General features: G+C 40.1%; 19 protein-coding genes. 8 read left to right on the top strand and 11 right to left on the bottom strand.

Annotation, left to right across the window (positions count from 1 at the left end):
• Positions 1 to 415: 415 nt before the first annotated feature.
• Entirely contained in the window at positions 416 to 631 is a 216-nt protein-coding gene (locus tag ACFS5O_RS01765) for a hypothetical protein (protein WP_191753158.1), read from the bottom strand.
• A 77-nt stretch (positions 632 to 708) separates the two neighbouring features.
• Positions 709 to 933 carry a hypothetical protein gene (locus tag ACFS5O_RS01760; protein WP_205724711.1) on the bottom strand — a complete coding sequence of 75 codons (225 nt, stop codon included), beginning with the start codon at positions 931 to 933 and terminating at the stop codon, positions 709 to 711.
• Positions 934 to 1,398: 465 nt separating this feature from the next.
• Between ACFS5O_RS01760 and ACFS5O_RS01755 the strand changes: the two genes are divergently transcribed.
• From ACFS5O_RS01755 to wrbA, 3 genes are all read left to right on the top strand, one after another.
• Positions 1,399 to 1,944 (top strand): phosphatase PAP2 family protein, encoded by a 546-nt coding sequence (locus ACFS5O_RS01755; protein ID WP_318300091.1) that lies wholly within the window; start codon positions 1,399 to 1,401, stop codon positions 1,942 to 1,944.
• Positions 1,945 to 2,069: 125 nt separating this feature from the next.
• The gene (locus ACFS5O_RS01750) at positions 2,070 to 2,420 is read left to right on the top strand and encodes a hypothetical protein (protein WP_205724709.1); all 351 of its coding nucleotides are present in this window, start codon (positions 2,070 to 2,072) and stop codon (positions 2,418 to 2,420) included.
• A gap of 45 nt (positions 2,421 to 2,465) precedes the next feature.
• Positions 2,466 to 3,092 (top strand): NAD(P)H:quinone oxidoreductase, encoded by a 627-nt coding sequence (wrbA, locus tag ACFS5O_RS01745; protein ID WP_205724708.1) that lies wholly within the window; start codon positions 2,466 to 2,468, stop codon positions 3,090 to 3,092.
• A 564-nt stretch (positions 3,093 to 3,656) separates the two neighbouring features.
• On the opposite strand, the gene copZ is transcribed toward wrbA, so the two are convergent.
• The 7 genes from copZ to ACFS5O_RS01710 form a co-directional block, all read right to left on the bottom strand.
• On the bottom strand, positions 3,657 to 3,863 hold the full coding sequence (gene copZ, locus ACFS5O_RS01740; protein WP_205724707.1) for a copper chaperone CopZ: 207 nt from the start codon (positions 3,861 to 3,863) through the stop codon (positions 3,657 to 3,659).
• Between the two features lie 12 nt (positions 3,864 to 3,875).
• Entirely contained in the window at positions 3,876 to 6,278 is a 2,403-nt protein-coding gene (locus ACFS5O_RS01735; protein ID WP_205724706.1) for a heavy metal translocating P-type ATPase, read from the bottom strand.
• A 15-nt stretch (positions 6,279 to 6,293) separates the two neighbouring features.
• Positions 6,294 to 6,581 carry a metal-sensing transcriptional repressor gene (locus ACFS5O_RS01730; protein ID WP_066391586.1) on the bottom strand — a complete coding sequence of 96 codons (288 nt, stop codon included), beginning with the start codon at positions 6,579 to 6,581 and terminating at the stop codon, positions 6,294 to 6,296.
• A 75-nt stretch (positions 6,582 to 6,656) separates the two neighbouring features.
• Positions 6,657 to 7,202 carry a TVP38/TMEM64 family protein gene (locus ACFS5O_RS01725; RefSeq protein ID WP_205724705.1) on the bottom strand — a complete coding sequence of 182 codons (546 nt, stop codon included), beginning with the start codon at positions 7,200 to 7,202 and terminating at the stop codon, positions 6,657 to 6,659.
• Positions 7,203 to 7,288: 86 nt separating this feature from the next.
• Positions 7,289 to 9,343 carry a heavy metal translocating P-type ATPase gene (locus ACFS5O_RS01720; protein WP_205724704.1) on the bottom strand — a complete coding sequence of 685 codons (2,055 nt, stop codon included), beginning with the start codon at positions 9,341 to 9,343 and terminating at the stop codon, positions 7,289 to 7,291.
• A 14-nt stretch (positions 9,344 to 9,357) separates the two neighbouring features.
• Positions 9,358 to 9,672 (bottom strand): ArsR/SmtB family transcription factor, encoded by a 315-nt coding sequence (locus ACFS5O_RS01715; protein WP_066391583.1) that lies wholly within the window; start codon positions 9,670 to 9,672, stop codon positions 9,358 to 9,360.
• Positions 9,673 to 9,797: 125 nt separating this feature from the next.
• The gene (locus ACFS5O_RS01710; protein WP_205724703.1) at positions 9,798 to 11,009 is read right to left on the bottom strand and encodes a DUF418 domain-containing protein; all 1,212 of its coding nucleotides are present in this window, start codon (positions 11,007 to 11,009) and stop codon (positions 9,798 to 9,800) included.
• 144 nt (positions 11,010 to 11,153) lie between these two features.
• On the opposite strand from ACFS5O_RS01710, the gene ACFS5O_RS01705 reads away from it, so the two are divergent.
• The 3 genes from ACFS5O_RS01705 to ACFS5O_RS01695 are packed head-to-tail and all read left to right on the top strand — an operon-like array spanning position 11,154 to position 13,841.
• Complete coding sequence (locus tag ACFS5O_RS01705) at positions 11,154 to 11,957, top strand: SGNH/GDSL hydrolase family protein (RefSeq protein WP_205724702.1); 804 nt, start codon at positions 11,154 to 11,156, stop codon at positions 11,955 to 11,957.
• Entirely contained in the window at positions 11,954 to 12,868 is a 915-nt protein-coding gene (locus ACFS5O_RS01700) for an ABC transporter ATP-binding protein (protein ID WP_205724701.1), read from the top strand. The genes ACFS5O_RS01705 and ACFS5O_RS01700 overlap by 4 nt, the downstream gene beginning before the upstream one ends.
• Positions 12,861 to 13,841 (top strand): ABC transporter permease, encoded by a 981-nt coding sequence (locus ACFS5O_RS01695; RefSeq protein ID WP_205724700.1) that lies wholly within the window; start codon positions 12,861 to 12,863, stop codon positions 13,839 to 13,841. Before ACFS5O_RS01700 ends, ACFS5O_RS01695 begins: the two co-directional genes overlap by 8 nt.
• A gap of 178 nt (positions 13,842 to 14,019) precedes the next feature.
• Here the strand turns inward: ACFS5O_RS01695 and ACFS5O_RS01690 are convergent, their stop codons facing one another.
• Positions 14,020 to 16,026 carry a methyl-accepting chemotaxis protein gene (locus tag ACFS5O_RS01690; RefSeq protein ID WP_205724699.1) on the bottom strand — a complete coding sequence of 669 codons (2,007 nt, stop codon included), beginning with the start codon at positions 16,024 to 16,026 and terminating at the stop codon, positions 14,020 to 14,022.
• Positions 16,027 to 16,224: 198 nt separating this feature from the next.
• Positions 16,225 to 16,926 carry a TerC family protein gene (locus ACFS5O_RS01685; protein WP_205724698.1) on the bottom strand — a complete coding sequence of 234 codons (702 nt, stop codon included), beginning with the start codon at positions 16,924 to 16,926 and terminating at the stop codon, positions 16,225 to 16,227.
• A gap of 764 nt (positions 16,927 to 17,690) precedes the next feature.
• On the opposite strand from ACFS5O_RS01685, the gene ACFS5O_RS01680 reads away from it, so the two are divergent.
• Both ACFS5O_RS01680 and ytvI read left to right on the top strand, forming a co-directional pair.
• The gene (locus ACFS5O_RS01680; RefSeq protein ID WP_205724697.1) at positions 17,691 to 18,503 is read left to right on the top strand and encodes a YihY/virulence factor BrkB family protein; all 813 of its coding nucleotides are present in this window, start codon (positions 17,691 to 17,693) and stop codon (positions 18,501 to 18,503) included.
• Positions 18,504 to 18,660: 157 nt separating this feature from the next.
• Positions 18,661 to 19,695: a sporulation integral membrane protein YtvI gene (gene ytvI, locus ACFS5O_RS01675; protein WP_205724696.1), complete on the top strand. Its 1,035-nt coding sequence runs from the start codon at positions 18,661 to 18,663 to the stop codon at positions 19,693 to 19,695.
• Positions 19,696 to 19,697: the final 2 nt, after the last annotated feature.

Genomic DNA, 19,697 nt, shown 5'->3' with positions numbered 1-19,697 from the left:
TGAGGTTATTGATTTAGGGTTTTTGGGATGGGTGAAATTTTCGGGAAACGATCATAAATTCCGAGAATCGATCATAAATCTCGAGAATCGATCATAAATCCCGTGAATCGATCATAAATCTCGAGAATCGATCATAATTCCCGAGAATCGATCATAAATTCCGAGAATCGATCATAAATCTCGAGAATCGATCATAAATCTCGAGAATCGATCATAAATCCCGAGAATCGATCATAAATCTCGAGAATCGATAATAAATCCCGTGAATCGATCATAAATTCCGAGAATCGATCATAATTCCCTAAATCATAGAGATTTCTCATTGCCGTAGCTAGAAATTTTCTTTAAAGCCCTCTCTTCACTTCTCTACCTATAAAAAAGCTGGCCTAGAAATAGGCCAGCGAACACGATCACATTATTTATGCCCTCTTCCTTTTGTAAGATGGCATGGTACTCCTTTACCCATAGCTCCTGGCTGTGACATTCGCTCCATGTAAGCCAATCCCCTTACGCATTGGGTTTTACAGGCGATGCAAGTTTCACTCGTAACCATCTTTTGTGTATGCTGATATTTATTAACCTGACTGTCATATTTATTTTTTGTTGTTTTCTTTGCATTTTTTTTAGCCATGTATGTGCCCTCCCCCTGAATCCTAAACCCAGTGTATGTAGGAAGAGCGGCTTTTGACATACATAAAAATAAAAAAACTACCCAATGTACAGGTAGTCTTCATCATGTTCAATTTCATATTGAATGCTTTGCCCTTTAGCAAGTGACATAATGTAGTCACTGTCTGATTTGTCATACGCTAATAAAAATTCCTGCAATGGCATGTTGTATTTGTTCCAGACCACTTCCATCAGCCACTTTTGGCTGATCATAAAATACTCACCATTATAGCGATCAACTTTTATGGTATTGCCTACATACATCCATAACACTCCCTTTCAAAGAGGTTAATTATGCATTAGGTCTTACGGTTGTACCTCCATTATATTCCTTTTATCAGAAAAGTCAAAAAAAGAATAGTCTGCATATATCATTTACGGGTACATTTACTACTTGACGCAAATAGTGGCAAAGAAATTGTAACCGCTCTTGGGAAGACTAGACATAACCATAAATTAAGATAAAATTTAGAGTAGAATACGCCTCATGACCTATGACAAATAAACCATAATATGGTAACCTCAATAAGGTGTATTTAAAACGTGTAAAACCATTAAAATCGGGAATATGTTATAAAGCTGATGATATAGATAAAGGAGTAGTTCATATTGCGTATAATAAAAGAGAATATTCTAGCTTTATGTCTTCTCCTCTCTATCCCTTTACTGAATATTATTTATCAAGTATTAAATCATGGGGAACGCGGGGCGAGGCAACTTATTACAGCAGTGGATCACCAAATCCCATTTGCGGAGATTTTCATTGTACCTTATATCCTTTGGTATGCTTTTATTTTTCTAATGTTCGTTTACTTTTGTGTTTATGACAGAGCCATTTATTATCGGACCTTATTAAGTTTTTGTGTCGGAATGCTGGTGTGTTACGTGATTTATTTCTTCTTTCAAACAACTGTTCCTCGTCCAGAACTAGTTGAAGGCGGTATACTCACTAAGATGGTTCAGTATGTTTATGGGGCTGACCAACCTTTCAACTGTTTTCCAAGTATTCATGTTTTGAGTAGTTATCTAATGATATTAGGAATTCGTCATAGTAAGATGTGGACGATAAAAAAAGATATTATTGTATCAACGATCGCTTACAGTATTATCTTGTCGACACTTTTCGTTAAGCAACATGTTGTATTAGATGTAGTTGCTGGAATTTTATTAAGCAGTCTGCTTTTCAAATTGTTTTATTATCTTGAGGCGGAAACGGTATTTGGATTGTTCAAACGAATGTTCAAGACAAAACTTCAAAGCACAGAAAAAAGTTAAAGAGAAAGAGCTGCTTTTATAAGCGGTTCTTTTTTTGTCCCCTAAAACGAATGGAAAAATTTTTATATGTACAGACATAACTTCGATTAGATTGAAATATGAATATCATGGGAAGGAGTGAAAATATGAGCGACGACCAATTGAATGCGAAGAACCAGATTCGTGCTGATAATATGCATCAGATGTGCAAGCAACACATGTATTATCATGTAACGATCAAAACCCGAGACGGGCAAGAAGTTGAAGGAATTATTACGGATCTAGACAAGAAAAATGTCTATATGATGGTTCCGCAGAACATGATGCCTGTAGAAGAAGAACAAGAAAGTCCACAATCTCCACAACAATCTGCAAATCCTCAACAACAGTCTCAGCAAGTTCAACAAAGTTCTCAAAGAAATCAGCGACAATGGTATGGTAACCCTTATTATCGAAGGTTTTATCGTCAAATCTTCCCGTTAGCATCCTTTGGGTAAAAACGGGAAGTGTACATAAGTCATATCAATTAAGGAGGTAGTTAAATGGCTAACATTTTGGTTGTTTATTATAGTTCTTATGGGCATATCCATGAGATGGCACTAGCAGCTGCAGAAGGTGTAAAGCAAGTGGATGGTACAGAAGTTAAAGTGGTTAAGGTTCCAGAATTTGAAGTCACAAAAAAATATATGTCTCAACAAGATGCCTATGTAAAAGCTCAAGAGGCCCAGGCTGATATTCCTGAAGTTACACTTGATGATTTAAAATGGGCAGATGGTATCCTCTGGGGGATTCCAACTCGATATGGGATGATGCCAGCACAAATCAAACAATTGCTTGATTCCGCCGGCAGTCTTTGGGCGAATGGTGATCTAGAAGGTAAACCAACGGCGGTAATCACAAGTTCAAATACAATTCATGGTGGACAAGAATCTACTGCGATCACTTCTTTCGTTCCACTCATGCACTTCGGGATGATCTATGTAGGTCTTCCATATGGAGAAAATCCAGAACAGATGACATCAGAAGGTATCGGTGGTTCACCGTACGCGGCGTCGACCGTTGCAGGAGCAGATGGTAGTCAACAGCCTCAGGATGCAGAAAAAACAATGGCTACTCGTTTAGGAAAACGCGTGGCAAAAGTGGCAAAAGCACTTAAAGGGAATTTATAGTACCTATTTAAAAAGCTCCTCCACCAAGGAGATGTTACTGTAAAACTGGTTGATCTTTACCGGTTTATCCTTTTTCTCAATAAAAAAACATGGGCTTGCATAAATCACATGCGAAACTCATGTTTTTTTACATTGACTTATTTTTTTAATTAATTTCTTCATGGTTCTCTTTAAATTTACCGGTATCATGTAACTGTATTTTTCATTTTCATGCTAACCAGTCCTACAAAAAGTCATTGTCTGAAGAAAAACCATAAAGTGCCCTACATAGACTCTACAAACATGTAGTGATTGGAGCGGAAGGGTACTGACTCCTGCGGGACGAGTGGGACAGTCCGAAATGCGAAAGTGGTTCGCTCAGCCCCGACAAGCAAAAGGTGAATGGGCGAGGAAGGCTCTCTTTGCCTTCTGACCATTTAACTTTTGACCTCGAGGGGCTAACCACTGTAGCCAGACAGGTGAGACCACTAAAGGCGCAAAGCGGCAGGGGGGTCACCGCCCGCCCCGCGGAAAGCATGTACCGTGGAGCGGAGATCACCGCCCAGAATCTAAGAGGCTTTTACATTACTTCACGTCATATCCTTGCTCTTCAATCGCTTCACGCATGTCTGCATCTGTAACTTTCGAGGAATCCACTTCAACTTCCACTTTTCCTGTTTCTAAGTGAACCACAACGTTTTTCACTCCATCTAGTTCATTCAGTGCATTCGTTACTGCTGCTTTACAATGTCCACATGTCATACCTTCTACATTTAGTGTTTTTGTTTCCATCATCTTTTCCTCCTACATTTTATTTAAGTTTAAACGTTTTAAACGAAGTGCGTTCGTTACAACCGATACCGAGCTAAAAGCCATAGCCGCTCCAGCAACCCAAGGTTCAAGAAGGCCGAATGCAGCGATCGGAATACCGGCTGTATTGTAAAACAATGCCCAAAATAAGTTTTGTCTAATATTCCGCATTGTCTTTCGGCTTAACTCGATCGCTTTTGGAATATGATTAAGATCCCCACCAACAAGCGTAACATCAGCAGCTTCAATCGCTATATCAGTACCTGTTCCGATCGCCATCCCAATATTCGCAGTCGCTAGTGCTGGGGCATCATTTATTCCGTCACCCACCATCGCAACTGTTTTTCCCTTATCTTGAAGCTCTTTCACGATTCGTGCTTTATCTTCTGGCAATACCTCAGCAAATACCTCTTTAATACCTACTTCGTGTGCGATTGCAAGGGCTGTTCTTTTGTTATCACCTGTGATCATATACACATCAATACCCTGATCGGTTAACGAGTTAATCGCATTTTTTGATGTTTCTTTTACCGTATCAGCTACAGCTACAAGCAGAACAAGCTCTCCATCTACCGCTCCAAGCATGGCTGTTTTTCCTTCGTTCTCATATGCTTCAAGTTGTGATTCGTGCTCTGTGTATTCTACTGCTTTTTCTTTCATGAGCTTTCTTGTTCCGACGAGTACAGTTTTTCCACTCACAACAGCTTCAATTCCATGACCCGGAATAGCATGAAAGGACTCCGGTTCATTGAGTGGTATATTCTGCTTTTTACCGTACTCAACTATCGCTTCCGCTAATGGGTGTTCAGAGCTTTTTTCTGCGGAAATCACATGAGATAAGAAACCCTCTTGTAACTCTGTGAGATCTGTCACTTCTGGTTTTCCTTTTGTAACCGTTCCTGTTTTATCAAGAAGTACCGCATCAATTCTTTGTGCGCCTTCTAGATACTCTCCACCTTTAAACAAGATTCCCTGCTCTGCTCCTTTACCCGTTCCAACCATAATGGATGTCGGTGTTGCAAGACCCAGTGCGCACGGGCAGGCAATCACTAAAATGGCTATACTGACTTCAAGAGCTTGAGGCAGGTTTCCTGAATCAATAAGGAAATACCAAGCCATAAAGGCAAGTAGTGCAATCCCTACTACAATCGGCACGAAAATCCCAGAGATATAATCAGCCATTCGTTGTATGGGTGCTTTTGATCCTTGAGCGTCTTCCACAATCTTTATGATTCCTGCAAGAGCCGTTTCTTTCCCTACTTTTTTTGCTTCCATCCGAAGAGTACCATTCTTGTTGAGTGTAGCTCCAATAACCAAATCACCTTCTGCTTTTTCAACAGGAATCGCTTCGCCTGTGATCATACTTTCATCGATAGACGAATTTCCAGAGAGCACGGTACCATCGACCGGTATTTTTTCACCCGGTTTAATAAGAAGGGTATCTCCCACCTTCACTTCATCGATGGAAATCTTCTCTTCCTGTCCTTCTCGAATGACAGTAGCTTCCTTCGCTTGCAGATTTAATAGTTTAGAAATAGCTTCTGTTGTTCTACCTTTTGCAAGCGTCTCAAAATATTTTCCCACTAAGATCAGTGTAATGAGTACAGCACTCGTCTCGAAATAAAGTTGTGGCATATATGCTGGATTGCTGATCGTTTTTATGGTTTCAAACACGCTGTAAAAGAAGGCAGCAGAGGTTCCTAGTGCAACAAGAACATCCATGTTCGCACTCTTATTTCGAAGAGCTCGATATGCCCCTACATAAAACGGACCTCCAATATAAAATTGAACAACTGAAGCGAAAAGAAGTTGAAACCAAGGGTTCATGAACAATGATGGCATCGGCAAACCAAAATCCCAAGGCATATGAGCAAGCATGGTATATAACAGTGGAAGAGACAGGACGATAGAAAGAACTAACTTTCTCTTCTTAGCAGTAATCACTTCTTCCTTTTTCGTCTTTTTCGTTTCACGATCTTGTTGAGTAGACGCATGATACCCGAGTTTTTGTATCTTGTTTAAAACATCGTCTACAGAAACAATAGACGGATTATATTCTATGGACCCCGTTTCGCCCGTTAAGTTAACGGTAGCACTAGAGATTCCTTCCATACGGTTTAAACTTTTTTCGATGCGTGTAGAACATGCTGCACACGTCATACCTGAAATATCAAGATCTACCTTTTCTTTAGCGACTCCGTATCCTAGCTTTTCGATTCTTTGTTCAATCTCTTGAAGGCTGATCGTCTCAGGATCAAACGTTACAGAAGCTTTTTCCATGGCTAAGTTGACGTTAACATCGACATGTTCGATTTTGTTCAACACTTTTTCAATGCGTGTTGCACAAGCGGAGCATGTCATGCCCGTGATTCCAAGGTTCACTTTCTTTTGGCTCATGGTCTTCACCTTCTTTTAAGATTTAGAGAACTGTTTAATGACTCGCATCAACTCTTCTATAGAGTCTTCCCCATCACCCGATTTAATCGCATCAGCAACACAATGCTGAGTGTGGCTTTCCATCAATTGAAAACCTACTCTTTTTAAACCGGCTGTTACCGCTGAAATCTGAACAAGAACATCTATGCAATAACGATCATCTTCAATCATTTTTTGAAGGCCGCGTACTTGACCCTCGATCTTTTTTAATCGGTTGTTTAAATCTTGTTTATCACTCTCACAGCGATGTGTTTTTTGTTCCATCTTATTTCACCCCTTCTTTTTGGATGTTATAAAACGATTATATACTATACCCCCCTATAGTATCAAATGTTATGTTCATTTTTTTCGCTTTGATACAAAAATGTAGAGCCCTACTACCGCAGCAATTCCTAAGATAACTTTCCCTTCTGTATTCCATTCCGTTACGTTATAAACAGAATAAGCCTCTAAAACCAATGCTGGTAATTTTCCGATAGAGCTCGCTATAATAAACGTTCCCGCAGAGACAGCCCCGATCGCACTAGCAAACGTCACAAATCCTGACGGTACAAATGGTAGCAATCGAAGTGACAAGATGAGGAGAAACGCTTCTTTCCCTCTTGCTTCTAACAACCTTACCACCCTGGGGTAACCTTTAAGCTTATCTCTAGAAATTTGTTTAAATCCTCTTCTATATAAAAGAAAAGCAGCTATCGCTCCAAGTGCCTCTCCGATAAATGAAAGAATGGTTCCATTCCAGAATCCAAAGAACATGATATTTGCAGCTGTTATAAAAACCGTAGGAACAACTCCTAAAATACCAACCACGATATTGAGAACGAGTGAAATGATAATCGCCCATTCCCTATACTCTTTAAAAAAGTGAATAACTGTTTCTGACATGAGGTGACTTCCTCCTTAATCCTCCTACATTCTTCCCTTTCCATCGTACTAAAAAAGCCATGCAGCTGCATGGCTTTTTACGTTCATTATTTTCTATTATGAAGCAATACCGTTAGACTGATCAATGTGACAAGTATGGTAGCACCCATGTCAGAAAGAATGGCAATCCATAGTGTGAGCCATCCAGGAATCGTAAGGAGAAGGGCTAAAAGCTTCAATCCAAGAGATAATCCGATGTTCCATTTGATGATTCTATTTACTTTTCTAGAAACTTGCACAGCATCCGGAAGTTTCCCTAAGTGATCTTGCATGAGTACAATATCTGCTGTTTCGATGGCACTATCCGTTCCTTTTCCCATTGCAATACCGAGATCCGCCGTAGCCAGTGCAGGAGCGTCATTGATTCCGTCGCCAATCATAGCCACTTTCCCATGCCTCTTCAGGGATTTAACTTGATTTACTTTATCCTCAGGCAACAAGCCACCGAAGAATGATGAAACTCCCGTCATCTTAGCCACTTTCTCTGCAACCGTTGGGTGATCTCCAGTCAGCATGACGGTTTCTCTTATTCCTTTTTTATGAAGCATAGAGATGATATCAGTGCTTTCTTTTCTAATTTCATCAGCAATTGCAAACACACCGAGAATTTCTGTTTCACTTGCAACGAGAACGATCGTATTGCCTTCTTCTTTAAAACGATCGATAACCCCTTTTACATCCTCACTTATATGTGTGTTCCCAATGATCTTCTCGTTTCCTAGTCTAAACACTTTCTGATCGACTGCAGCTGTAATACCTTGACCACTAACGGTAGTGATTTCATCCGCTTCAATTTCTTCCGTTCCCATCTCGCGGCATCTTGCGACTACTGCTTTTGCTAGTGGATGAGATGATGACTTCTCGATTGCATAAGCTATCCTGTAAAAGTCAGGATGAAACGCTTGATCTGCCACAACATGCGGTTCTCCGAGTGTTAGTGTGCCTGTTTTATCAAACGCGATAACTTCAATCTTGCCGAGTTGTTCAAGATACGCTCCACCTTTAATCAGAATTCCGTTTCTTGCGTTGACTGTAATACCAGATAGGATTGCAATCGGTGAAGATAGAATTAGAGCACAAGGACAACCTACGATCAACACCGCAAGTCCTTGGTAGAACCATTCACCCCACGGACCATTGAACAAAAGTGGTGGTACGAACATAACAAGTGCAGATACAATCATGATAATTGGAGTGTAATAGTTTGCAAAACGATTAATGAAAAGCTCGGTTGGCGTTTTGGATTCTTGGGCTTCCTGTACGAGAGCCAAAATCTTAGAAAGTGCTGATTGGTTATAGGTCTTCGTTATTTTCACATGAAGTACACCTTCATTGTTGATGCTTCCACCAAATACGGTCTCTCCATCCTCTTTTTCCACAGGAAGTGATTCACCCGTGATCGCTGCTTCGTTCACAGAACTCTTTCCATAAACGACGACACCGTCTGATGGAATCTTTTGACCTGTTTTAACGAGTACGACATCATCTTCTGCAAGTTCTTCGATCGAGATGACTTCTGTTGTCCCGTCTCTTAACAGAAGCGCTTCTTTCGGTGCTACCTTTAAAAGAGATTCCATCGAACGACGTGCTTTTTCCATTCCGTAAGATTCAAGCAGTTCATTAATACCAAAAAGAATTGCTACCAGTGCAGCTTCTTTCCATTCTCCGATGGCTACTGCACCGACTAAGGCAACTGTCATTAAAGTGTTTATATCAAATTTCAACTTCGTTAGATTTCGGAGACCTTTTAAAAACGTTGAGTACCCAGAAGCAATCGTCGCAACCGCATAGAATGCTATGGAGACATACGTTGAGTTCAGCATACGTTCTGTAAACAGCGCGGCAATAAAGGATGCAACTGATACGTATAAACCGATCATAAGCCAATTTGGTCCTGTAGGCTCTCCATCTGATTCAAGTCGCACATTTTCCGTTGAAAGAATAGAACGTACGCTGTCCATATCCATTTGTTCATCTAATACAATTTTACTTGAGTTAAACTGTACTTTCGCTCGCTCTCCACCTGGAAGCTGTTGAATCTGTTCTTCCAGCTTTAATGCACAATGGCCACACGATAATCCGGTGATCTTATGCTCTTTCATTTGCTCCCTCCTTTCTAGTCGTGTCTCGCATGATGGATGGATTGATGCAGAAGGGTCATCACATGCTCGTCGTCTATAGAGTAGAATAGTGTTGTTCCTGCGCGTCTAAATTTAACAAGTCTTAAATTTTTTAAAAAGCGTAACTGATGGGATACCGTTGATTGCATGAGTGATAGTTCTTCAGCAATTTCAGAAACATTGCATTCTCTCTCACCTAATAGATGCAGAATTCGAATTCGAGTCGGATCGGAAAGTGCTTTAAATGTTTGAGATACGATAAATAGTGTTTCCTCATCGAGGTGTTCATATTTGTTTTGTTGATCAGACATGAATAACAGCTCCCCAGGCTTTGGCTTTATTTATTATATGAACATATGCTCATATATGTTACTTAGAGTGTACCTAATAATAAAAAAATGTGCAAAACAAAAAGAAGCGAGAATTCTCAGCTTCTTTAACCATTGCTTATTTCGTTTCTCTTAAATCGCTGTTTTCGGCCATATGTTAGTGAGCGCCACACCCACTCAAGTGGCCCCATGTAATATCTTTCCATCCACCACTTTGAAAAAATAACTTGGATAGAAAAAATAAGGCACGCCAAGATCACACCAACGAGTGGACCAAATTCACCATATAGACCCCCTCCATAACTGTAGAAGATTGTTGTCGCAATGATCGATTGAGATAAGTAATTCGTAAAGGCCATGCGACCTGTAAATTGGAAGTAGTTAAACAAACGTTTACATACTCCACTTCGATATAAAAGAACGATACTGCAGATGTAGAAGATGCTCATCATTGCGCCACCAAATTCGTATCCCCATGACATCGCAGTTTCATAACGCCAATCTTCTCCTTTAAAAGGAAAGAAAATAACAGCGAATATTTTACTGCCAGGCCCTAGGATCAATGTTAACCACCATAGTTTCCATAAGCCTCGGTTCGTGAGCGTTCTTTTTTTAGCAGCATAGGCACCGAATAAAAACATCGGCAAAAGTCCGGCTATAAAAAAGAGAAAGTAACGGTTCAGATCTGCCCATTCGTGAATTCTTTCCTTCATGATTTCTACGTAAGTACCCTTGCTGTATATTTGTATGGATCGAGCGATCTCTTGTTCATAAAGCTTATCTTGAGTGCTCTGATAGGTTATCGCAGCGCCACTACTCCAATAATCGTACGTTAATGTTGTCATAAATAAACTGTAGACCGTTATTAACAGAAATCCCGTTATGATTAACACTTTCTTATCTAAACGATAAAAGATCAACATGAACAGACCTACGATCGCGTACATGATCAAAATATCACCGTACCAAAAAAACAGAACATGAAGGATTCCAAAGAATAGCAGAACAAACTGACGTCTTAGAAATACAGGAACAAACCTCGTATTTTTGCTTTTTGCTCTTTCTGCCATCAACACGATACCAAACCCAAATAAAAAGGAAAACATCGTTATAAAGTTACCTTGAACAAAAAACTCTAATAGCACGTTTGTCCAAACGTTATACGGCTCATCAAAATATTCGTAACTTAACGCACGAATTGGTGAATCAGGTCCTGAAAACGACTTCATATTTACAAGTAATATGCCAAAGATGGCTATGCCGCGCATAATATCTAACGATTGAATCCGCTCTTGATCTCCTACTGGCTTCAATTTCATGACAAACCCCACTTAACATTTTTTTGCATGATTCCACTCCCTTTGGTTTATTTTACCGCAAATAGGCAAAAAAGTTAGAATATGAATCATTATTTGCTATTCTATAAAGAACAGATCAAGGAATTGGGAAGGATGAAAGCGGTTTTGAAAAAATATACCTTAACGGTCGTTTCAATTGTATCTATCGCAGCTACATGTTTATGGCTCTTTGGTCTTGGCTGGACGTTACAAGACCAATTTTCCGCTAACGAAAAAGTTTCACAGCTCAAAGAAAAAACCGAATCAACTTCAACAAAAAAGCAAGATGACACCCTTACGATTTTTGCATTGGGGGATTCCCTTACTCGCGGAACAGGTGACGCTGACGGAAAGGGTTATACGGGCTACCTAACAGAGCGCTTAAAAGAAAAAACAGATCAAGATATAAGCCTCTTTAATACGGCTATTAAAGGAGAAACATCCAGAGGTCTTCTAAAGCAGCTTCAACAAAGTGAGATCCAGCGTCAAGCCAAACAAGCAGATGTGATCGTCATGACGATTGGCGGCAATGATCTTTTTCAACAAGGAGCAGCACTTGAGAATCTAGATACTAATGCGATTAACGGTAAAAAGCAGATCTATTTGAGTAATGTTAAAAAAATCTATACCCAACTCAGAGAACTGAATCCAGAGGCAGTCATCTATCATGTCGGATTATACAACCCTTTTAGCAATATGCCTGATTCAAAAACGACTTCTTCCATCGTTAGAGACTGGAACTTTCAGTCTGCTGAAACAGCAGCTGGGTTTGATAACATCGTATATGTACCTACCTTTGATCTCTTTCAGCTTCAAGTAGAAAACTATCTATATACCGATCAATTTCATCCTAACACGGAAGGTTACAAGCTGATTGCAGAACGTGTAGCCTCACTGATCAACTTTGAACAGGAGGAGAAGGAATCATGAGTCAAACACCTGCATTAGAAGTAGAAAATTTAACAAAGAAAATTAAAGGCAAGCAGATCATCAAGGGTGTATCTTTTACACTTGTTCCAGGAGAAGTCTTTGGTTTTCTTGGGCCAAACGGTGCTGGGAAAACGACAACGATTCGAATGATCGTTGGTTTGATCTCTCCCACTTCTGGAACGATAAAAATCGGCGGTAAGAATGTAAGAACGGAATTTACAGAAGCGATGAAACATCTCGGCTGTATCGTTGAAAACCCTGAATTATATCCGTACTTAACAGGATGGGAAAATCTTGTACACTTTCAAAAAATGGATTCTTCCATTCCTAAGACGAGATTGAATGAAGTAATTGAACTCGTCGGATTACAAAATCGGATTCACGATCGTGTAAGTACCTATTCACTCGGCATGAGACAGCGTTTAGGAATTGCTCAAGCTTTATTAGGAAAACCAAAAGTACTCATTTTGGACGAACCGACAAACGGACTAGATCCTGCAGGTATTCGCGAGATGCGTGAATTCATAAGACAATTAGCAAGAGAAGAGAATTTAAGTGTTCTTGTATCTTCACACTTGTTGAGTGAAATTCAACTGATGTGTGATCGTGTGGCGATCATATCAAAAGGAACCGTATTACGCACAGATTCTGTTGATAACCTATTGGCTGAGCAGGAACGTGTAATCTGGCGTGCTGAACCTATCCCACTCGCAAAAGAGATTCTTTCTATGGAAACAGAAGTTACAGAAGGTCCAGACGGTACGTTAATCACGTTGTATAATGAACCTCTGCTGCCAGATTGGAACGAAAAACTCGTAAAAGCTGGCGTGAAGGTAAAAGAAATGAGAACTCAGCTTCCTTCTTTAGAAGATCTGTTCTTAGAAGTAACAGGAGGCGAAAGCATTGATTAATCTTGTCCGGAATGAAATGTTAAAGCTTCTAAGAAAAAAACGTTTGTATGTCATCATCTTGATCATCGCGTTCTTGGTCCCTCTCTTTACATATGCTCAGTTTAAAGAGATTCAAGATCAACGTGAAAAGCTGGGTAACCAAGATTGGCGAACGACATTGCAGCAAGAGATCACTGACACACAAAACCGATTAAGCTCAAGCCGCATTCAAGATGAATGGCGGAAATTTCTAAAGATCAGACTTTCACAACAACAATATTATTTAGAGAACGATATTGATCCGCGCGCTCCAGGTGCACCGACGTTCATGCGTATTTTCGTCGAGAATTCGATCGATCTACTTCTTCCGTTGCTCGTCATGGTAATCGTGGCAGACCTTGTTTCTTCTGAATCAAGCGGAGGAACGATCAAACTCTTACTTACCCGGCCTGTTAAACGATGGCGCATCCTTCTCAGCAAATATTTAGCGATGTTGCTCTCGATTTCCTTTATCGTTTTATCAGTAGCCGTTCTATCATATGGAATATCTGGCGTAGTCTTCGGATATGGTGGATGGAACATGCCTCTATTAACAGGCTTTACAGTCTCTGGAGAAGAACTTTTAACTGAAAATGTTCATATCGTTCCACAGTGGCAATACATCCTGATGGAGTTTGGACTCGTATGGTATGTTTGTATGATCGTAGGAACACTCACCTTCATGCTATCCGTACTGTTAAGAAGTACGGCCGCTGTAATGGGAATCATGCTCGCATCACTCATTGCAGGAGCCATTCTAGCAAACATGGTATCTTCTTGGGAAAGCGCGAAGTATTTCTTTATGGTAAACCTAAACCTTACGAATTATGTGAGTGGAATGGCAACCCCGATAGAAGGAATGTCATTAGGCTTTTCGATGAGCGTACTAGCCGTCTGGGGAATTGCTGGATTCATCATCGCTTTCGTTACGTTTTCTAAGCGAGATATCTATTAAAATAGAAAAAGAGAAAGGAAACCGAAGTCGGTTTCCTTTTTTATGTGACTAAGTTTCTAGTTTTTTAAGGTAATCTGTCCGTTCTCGCAGTTAATCTGTCGAATTCGGAAGATAATCTGTCCAGTTGAGCCGATAATTTAGCCATTCGACAACATTATCTGTCCAATTGCAACCTCTACTAGATTTTAAAGTGTTTAATCATTTCAGTAAGTGCTTCAGAAGCACTGTTCAATTCTTCGGCAGACTGAGAAACCGTAGATAGTGCACGCACTTGCTCTTCAGAAGACGCGCTTACTTCTTCACTTGCCGCTGCCGATTGTTCGGCTACTGCTGCGATACTTTGGATGGAAGCTACTACTTCCTCTTTGTAGTTATTGATCATCTCTACTTCACTCGTAATCTTTTCAATAGACCTCACCATATCAGCCATAGTTCCTGAGATATCATTAAATGCTGATTCGGTATCCGTTACGGTCACATTTTGATCGTGAGCGATTTTTTTTGTGTATGCCATCTCTTTTACAGCACGCTCGGACTCTTCACCAATTCCGGAAATCGTCTTACGCACTTTATCTGCAGCAACAGCTGATTGTTCCGCTAACTTTCGAACTTCATCGGCAACGACGGCAAAGCCACGACCGCTCTCACCTGCTCTAGCCGCTTCAATGCTTGCGTTCAGTGCGAGTAGATTCGTCTGATTTGAGATCTCTGTAATAGATTGAATCACTTGTTCGATCTCTTCTACTTTAACAGCAAGTCCTGAAATAACAGATTCTATGTTTTTTAGAACTTGGTTACTTTCTCCCGTTTTTTCACGCAAAACATCCATTTGCGAGATCCCTTTTTTATTTGCAGCTTCAGCTAATAAAGACAATCGGGTCATCTCTTCTGCTTGTTCAGTTACTTTTTCAATCTGAAGTGATAAGTCCATCGTTCGACGGTTTGTTTCATCGGCATCTTCCGCTTGTGTGGTCGCTCCAGATGCAATCTCTCTGACAGCTCTAGAAACTTCTTCACTTGCAGCGATCGTTTCTTCTGACACGGCACTCAAGTTAGAGGTAGATTCATTAACTGTTACCACAGAATGACTGACAGATGTTATTAATCCCCGCATATTTTCCACCATAGCGTTAAAATGATGAGTGAGCGTTCCCACTTCGTCTTTGAATTTTGCTTCAACTGATACGGTAAGGTCGCCATCTGCTACTTTTTGTACTTGTGCTTGTAATCTAGTAATCGGATTGGAAATACTCTTCGCCAATAAGTAGGTTACACCTAGAGCAACGATAACTGCGACCGACGTAAAGATGAGTATCATGTTTAAGAGCTCTTCTGCATCTTTTAGCAACTCTTTCTGATCATAGACAAACCCAAGCTTCCAGTTCGTGCCGGCAATCGTCGTATAATAAAGCTGACGGTCTTTATTCTGTTCGGTGTAGGAAACATTTCCTTTTTCATTTTTGTACATCTCTTTAATAAACGTCTCTTTACTTAGATCTTTTCCTTGTTGTTTCGGATGAACGAGCGCCATTCCTTTCGGGTCGAGAAGCACTGGATATCCTTTGTACCCAACTTTCGTTTTGTTGATCATGCTCGTTAGTCCAGCTAGATTTAAGTCAAGACCCACTACTCCAAGTACTTCGTCTGTTGCAGGATCTAAGACCGGTTTTGTAACCGTTACAACATATTCACCAGAACTCGCATCTTCGTAAGGTTCTGTCCATATGATTTTTTCTGGTGTTTGTTTAGCCGTTTGATACCAAGGGCGTTCAGTTGGATCAAATCCATCTGGAAGATCTAGTTTTGGAGTCGTTTTAAACTGTTTGGACTCTGCACCTATGTAAACGACCGCAACGTTTTTATTAAGACCCAAAAAGTGCTTGAAGTCTTGATCAACAACTGGCCAAATTTCATTCAAACCTTTTGCTTCTTCTGTTTTTACTGTTTTTAAATAATTGATTAGCCTGCTGTCCTGGCTGTATCGATCGATCGTATCTCCATATGATTTAAGATACAATTCTGTTGAGGCTTTCACCTCGCTCGAAAGACTCGTTGCTTGTTCATTGCTGTTACTTTCAAGTTGCTGTTTAGTTAGAAAATAAGAAAATAGCGATACTGATAAAAGTGTAATGGCAACTAGAATACTTACTGAAAGCATGATTTTTGTTTGAATTCTTTTGAACATCTGTTTAACCCCCATTTATTATCTAAAACCCCTTATCTACATATCGACATTTAGTTATAAATGATTTATGAAATAGGTCTAAACAGGTACAAAAGATTCATTTCCATATTAACACCATTCAATACAAGTACTTTATACCTAATCCGAGTTATGACATTGCAAATGGAACCACACAAAAAAACCGCACGAGGCGGTTTTTTAAGCTTTTTTTCTGGCAAGCACCTTTTCTGATGCTCTCTCTTGAGCGATTTTTCTTTTCTTCCATGTACCTAAGCCTAGAACAAGAAGAACCACGAGACCTTCAAATCCATACTTCACAAATCCATTCTCAAAATAAGGAGCCATGAATTTTTCTCCGACGATCATCTTAGAAGCCGTCCAAGCCAGAACACCTGCTCCAATTGTGATGATGAACGGGTATTTATCAATAACCTTTAAGAACAATGTACTTCCCCAAACAACAATCGGCACTGAGATTAATAAACCGATTACTACCAGTAAGAAATCACCATGTGCAGCACCTGCAACAGCAAGAACGTTATCAAGCCCCATTACCGCGTCCGCAATAATAATCGTTCTAATGGCTGCCCACACACTATTCTGAGCTTCAATATCATGATCTTTTTCTTCGATCATCAGCTTATAAGCGATAACGACAAGAATTAATCCACCTGCAAGTAGTAAGCCTGGAATCTTTAGTAACCAGACAACCGCAAGCGTAGCTGCTGCTCGAATCACGATCGCTCCTACTGTTCCCCAGATGATTACTTTCTTCTGATTCTCTTTCGGCAAGTTTCTAGCTGCCAAGCCGATTACAATTGCGTTATCACCAGCTAATACTAAGTCGATAACAACGATCGCCAATAAGGCCGACCAAAAATCTGGTGTTAAAAAATCCATTCAAAAAATCCTCCCTGTTAAACATCTGTTGTTTTTGAAAGCAGTTGATTTTCCGTTTCAGATAATCGCTTTCAGCGGGGCAGGCGGTGAGCCACATTCGCACGTTTCACTCTTAAGTCTTACCTGTCTAGTTCCAATGGCTAGCCCCTCAAGGTCAAAACTAAATGAACCGGAAGGCAAAGAGCGCCTTCATTGCTCATTCACCTTTTGCTTGTCGGTGCTGGACGAGCCACTTCCACTTTTGGGACTGCCCACCTGTCCTAGCCAAGAGTCTCGCATCTTCCACTCCAATCAACTACCAAATAGACCAAGTGCACGAAAGAACAATCCTTTAAAAAAGAATGATAAAAATAAAAATTTGAGTAATTACGCACACTTTATGCCCTGCCAGGCTTATCCATTTCTACATATAATAAGAGCAAAGGGGGTGTTTTTTATGCGTTCATGTTCATGCGGAAGTATAGTTAGATGTCAATCCTGTGTAAATTTTTGTGGTGTTCCTTTATTTTGTCGAGACATTCATCCCTGCTGTTTTCCTTTTATCCAGCCTCAACCTACACCAGTAACCTCTCCTTTAATTGTTGTTTGTAGATGCCCTCGTTGCTCAACAAGACATCGGTAACTAGCTTTAAACGTCATTACCTTGTAACTTCACATCACTGATACGATTGAGTGAACGTTTTGTTTCAGAAAAAGCGTTCTTTTTTTTTATTAAGGGAATAATGCAGGATAGAATGACTATGATCCATTTTGGGGGTGTCCTCGTGCGTTGGTTTATGAAACAGTGGTTTCACCGTTTCTTTCAAGATAAAGTGTTTGACCTTTCTGCACAACTTGCTTATTACTTCCTAGTTTCTCTGTTTCCTTTTATTTTTCTCATCTTTACGATCCTAAGCTTTTTGCCTATTTCTTCTGCTTATGTACTGTCACTTTTTCAGTCTATTGCACCAGAAGAAGCATATGCTTTACTAGAGTATAATCTAGTGGCTGTTCTGGACGAGCATAGAGGAGATGTATTATCTGTTTCATTGATTATCATGATTTGGTTAGCGACCATCGGAACGCATGCGATCATTCGCGTTTTCAACCAAGCTTATCAAGTGGAAGAGAGCCGCCCCTTTATAAAAGAGCTCATCTTAGGTATGTTCCTTACGTTCGGCCTTGTGATCGCAGTGATCACTGCTCTTCTTCTGCCGGTATTTGGCAGAAACATCGGAAGCTACATATTTGAACGAACTGGATACTCTCACCCTGTTTGGCACATTTGGGAAACAGCACGCTATCTTATAGGGTTCTCTGTGCTTCTCTCCATTTTCTCGGCTCTTTATCGTTTTGCTCCAAATGTTAGATTAACGTTCAGAAACGTGTGGCCAGGGGCCATTTTCTCGACTGCAGGCTGGCATCTTTTCTCTTATTTATTTTCTTCATACGTTCTTATTTTTGACTACGGACAGATATATGGAAATTTGGGCGCAATATTAACATTGATGGTGTGGTTCTATCTTTCTGCCATGATCTTAATCGCTGGTGGACAGCTGAATGCGATACTCGCATTAAAGAGGGAATTAAGAAAATAAGAAGATTTTTGAAAACTTCCGTTTCTGTGATTGACTTTTTCACATTATCGTAACATCATTGTGTATATATGAAGAATTAACATCTTTTTTCCGGTCATAATGGATAGTAACGAAAAATTTGCTGACCGGCTAAAATTACGGAGATCGGGGCTGGAAAATGACTGTAAAAAACTTAATCTTATTACTCATTTTGCTTGCCGGAATCGTCATCTTTGTCTTTTACAGTATACCTCTCCTTCTCGCATTGCTAACTGCTATAATGCTAGAACCAGTAGTGAAATTGTTTATTAGACTATTTAAGGGTAGACGATTATTGGCCGTCACTGCTACTTTCATTCTTTATCTTGCGGGACTTGGTATCTTCTCTTACTGGCTTACAACAACACTTGTTATTCAAGTCATCGAGTTTATTACTGTTCTCCCATCCTATTCGGTTCATCTATTCGAAGTAGCAGAGAATACGTTTTATGAAATGGAAAACTTTTATGCTAGCTTACCTCCTGAAGTAGTAAGGACGCTTGAAGAGGGATTAGTAGGTTTAAAAGATTATGGCGTTGAAACAGCAAAGAACTTAACATCCGGTATATTAGGACTGATCACAGCGATACCAGGATTGTTGATCTACTTTATTATCTATGTAGTAGCCGTTTTCTTATTTTCACTGGATCTTCCGCGTTTATACGCTGAGTTTCTTAACCTGTTTACGACAGCAGCCCGCGAAAAGGTTGAATTGGTTTTTAATCAACTGTCTAGAGCAACAGTAGGGTTCTTTAGAGCTCAGATCATCTTAAGCGTTATTACATATGCATTGGCTTTAATCGGACTCATGATTTTAGATGTTGAGTACGCCGTAATTCTCGCTCTGTTAATCGTCATTGTTGATATCCTTCCAATTCTCGGAACTGGATCATTCCTTGTTCCATGGGCCGCTTATTCTTTCTTTATCAACAACAATGATCATCTCGCATTCGGACTTCTAATCATGTTCGGAGTCATCACGATTGTTCGTAGAATCATAGAACCTAAAATACTTGGGTCAAGTCTTGGCATTTCTGCACTAGCAGCTCTTGTATCACTATATATTGGGTTCCAGCTATTAGGGTTTATCGGACTGATCGTCGGTCCTGCGATCGTCATCATCTATGAAGCATTAAGAAGCGCAGGGTTTATTAAAATTAAGATTGATTTCTAGTG

Origin of the sequence: Fictibacillus nanhaiensis, from assembly GCF_042686385.1 — a bacterium.
In the GTDB taxonomy this organism is placed as follows: domain Bacteria; phylum Bacillota; class Bacilli; order Bacillales; family Fictibacillaceae; genus Fictibacillus; species Fictibacillus nanhaiensis.
The sequence above is the reverse complement of the archived record's forward strand: the minus strand, read 5'-3'. Positions and strand labels throughout refer to the sequence as shown.

What these genes read in the sequence shown, in the direction of transcription:
- ACFS5O_RS01765 (WP_191753158.1), bottom strand. Translation starts at nt 631, where the DNA reads ATGGCTAAAAAAAATGCAAAGAAAACAACAAAAAATAAATATGACAGT.
- ACFS5O_RS01760 (WP_205724711.1), bottom strand. Translation starts at nt 933, where the DNA reads ATGTATGTAGGCAATACCATAAAAGTTGATCGCTATAATGGTGAGTAT.
- ACFS5O_RS01750 (WP_205724709.1), top strand. Translation starts at nt 2,070, where the DNA reads ATGAGCGACGACCAATTGAATGCGAAGAACCAGATTCGTGCTGATAAT.
- wrbA (WP_205724708.1), top strand. Translation starts at nt 2,466, where the DNA reads ATGGCTAACATTTTGGTTGTTTATTATAGTTCTTATGGGCATATCCAT.
- copZ (WP_205724707.1), bottom strand. Translation starts at nt 3,863, where the DNA reads ATGGAAACAAAAACACTAAATGTAGAAGGTATGACATGTGGACATTGT.
- ACFS5O_RS01735 (WP_205724706.1), bottom strand. Translation starts at nt 6,278, where the DNA reads ATGAGCCAAAAGAAAGTGAACCTTGGAATCACGGGCATGACATGCTCC.
- ACFS5O_RS01730 (WP_066391586.1), bottom strand. Translation starts at nt 6,581, where the DNA reads ATGGAACAAAAAACACATCGCTGTGAGAGTGATAAACAAGATTTAAAC.
- ACFS5O_RS01725 (WP_205724705.1), bottom strand. Translation starts at nt 7,202, where the DNA reads ATGTCAGAAACAGTTATTCACTTTTTTAAAGAGTATAGGGAATGGGCG.
- ACFS5O_RS01720 (WP_205724704.1), bottom strand. Translation starts at nt 9,343, where the DNA reads ATGAAAGAGCATAAGATCACCGGATTATCGTGTGGCCATTGTGCATTA.
- ACFS5O_RS01715 (WP_066391583.1), bottom strand. Translation starts at nt 9,672, where the DNA reads ATGTCTGATCAACAAAACAAATATGAACACCTCGATGAGGAAACACTA.
- ACFS5O_RS01710 (WP_205724703.1), bottom strand. Translation starts at nt 11,009, where the DNA reads ATGAAATTGAAGCCAGTAGGAGATCAAGAGCGGATTCAATCGTTAGAT.
- ACFS5O_RS01700 (WP_205724701.1), top strand. Translation starts at nt 11,954, where the DNA reads ATGAGTCAAACACCTGCATTAGAAGTAGAAAATTTAACAAAGAAAATT.
- ACFS5O_RS01690 (WP_205724699.1), bottom strand. Translation starts at nt 16,026, where the DNA reads ATGTTCAAAAGAATTCAAACAAAAATCATGCTTTCAGTAAGTATTCTA.
- ACFS5O_RS01685 (WP_205724698.1), bottom strand. Translation starts at nt 16,926, where the DNA reads ATGGATTTTTTAACACCAGATTTTTGGTCGGCCTTATTGGCGATCGTT.
- ytvI (WP_205724696.1), top strand. Translation starts at nt 18,661, where the DNA reads ATGACTGTAAAAAACTTAATCTTATTACTCATTTTGCTTGCCGGAATC.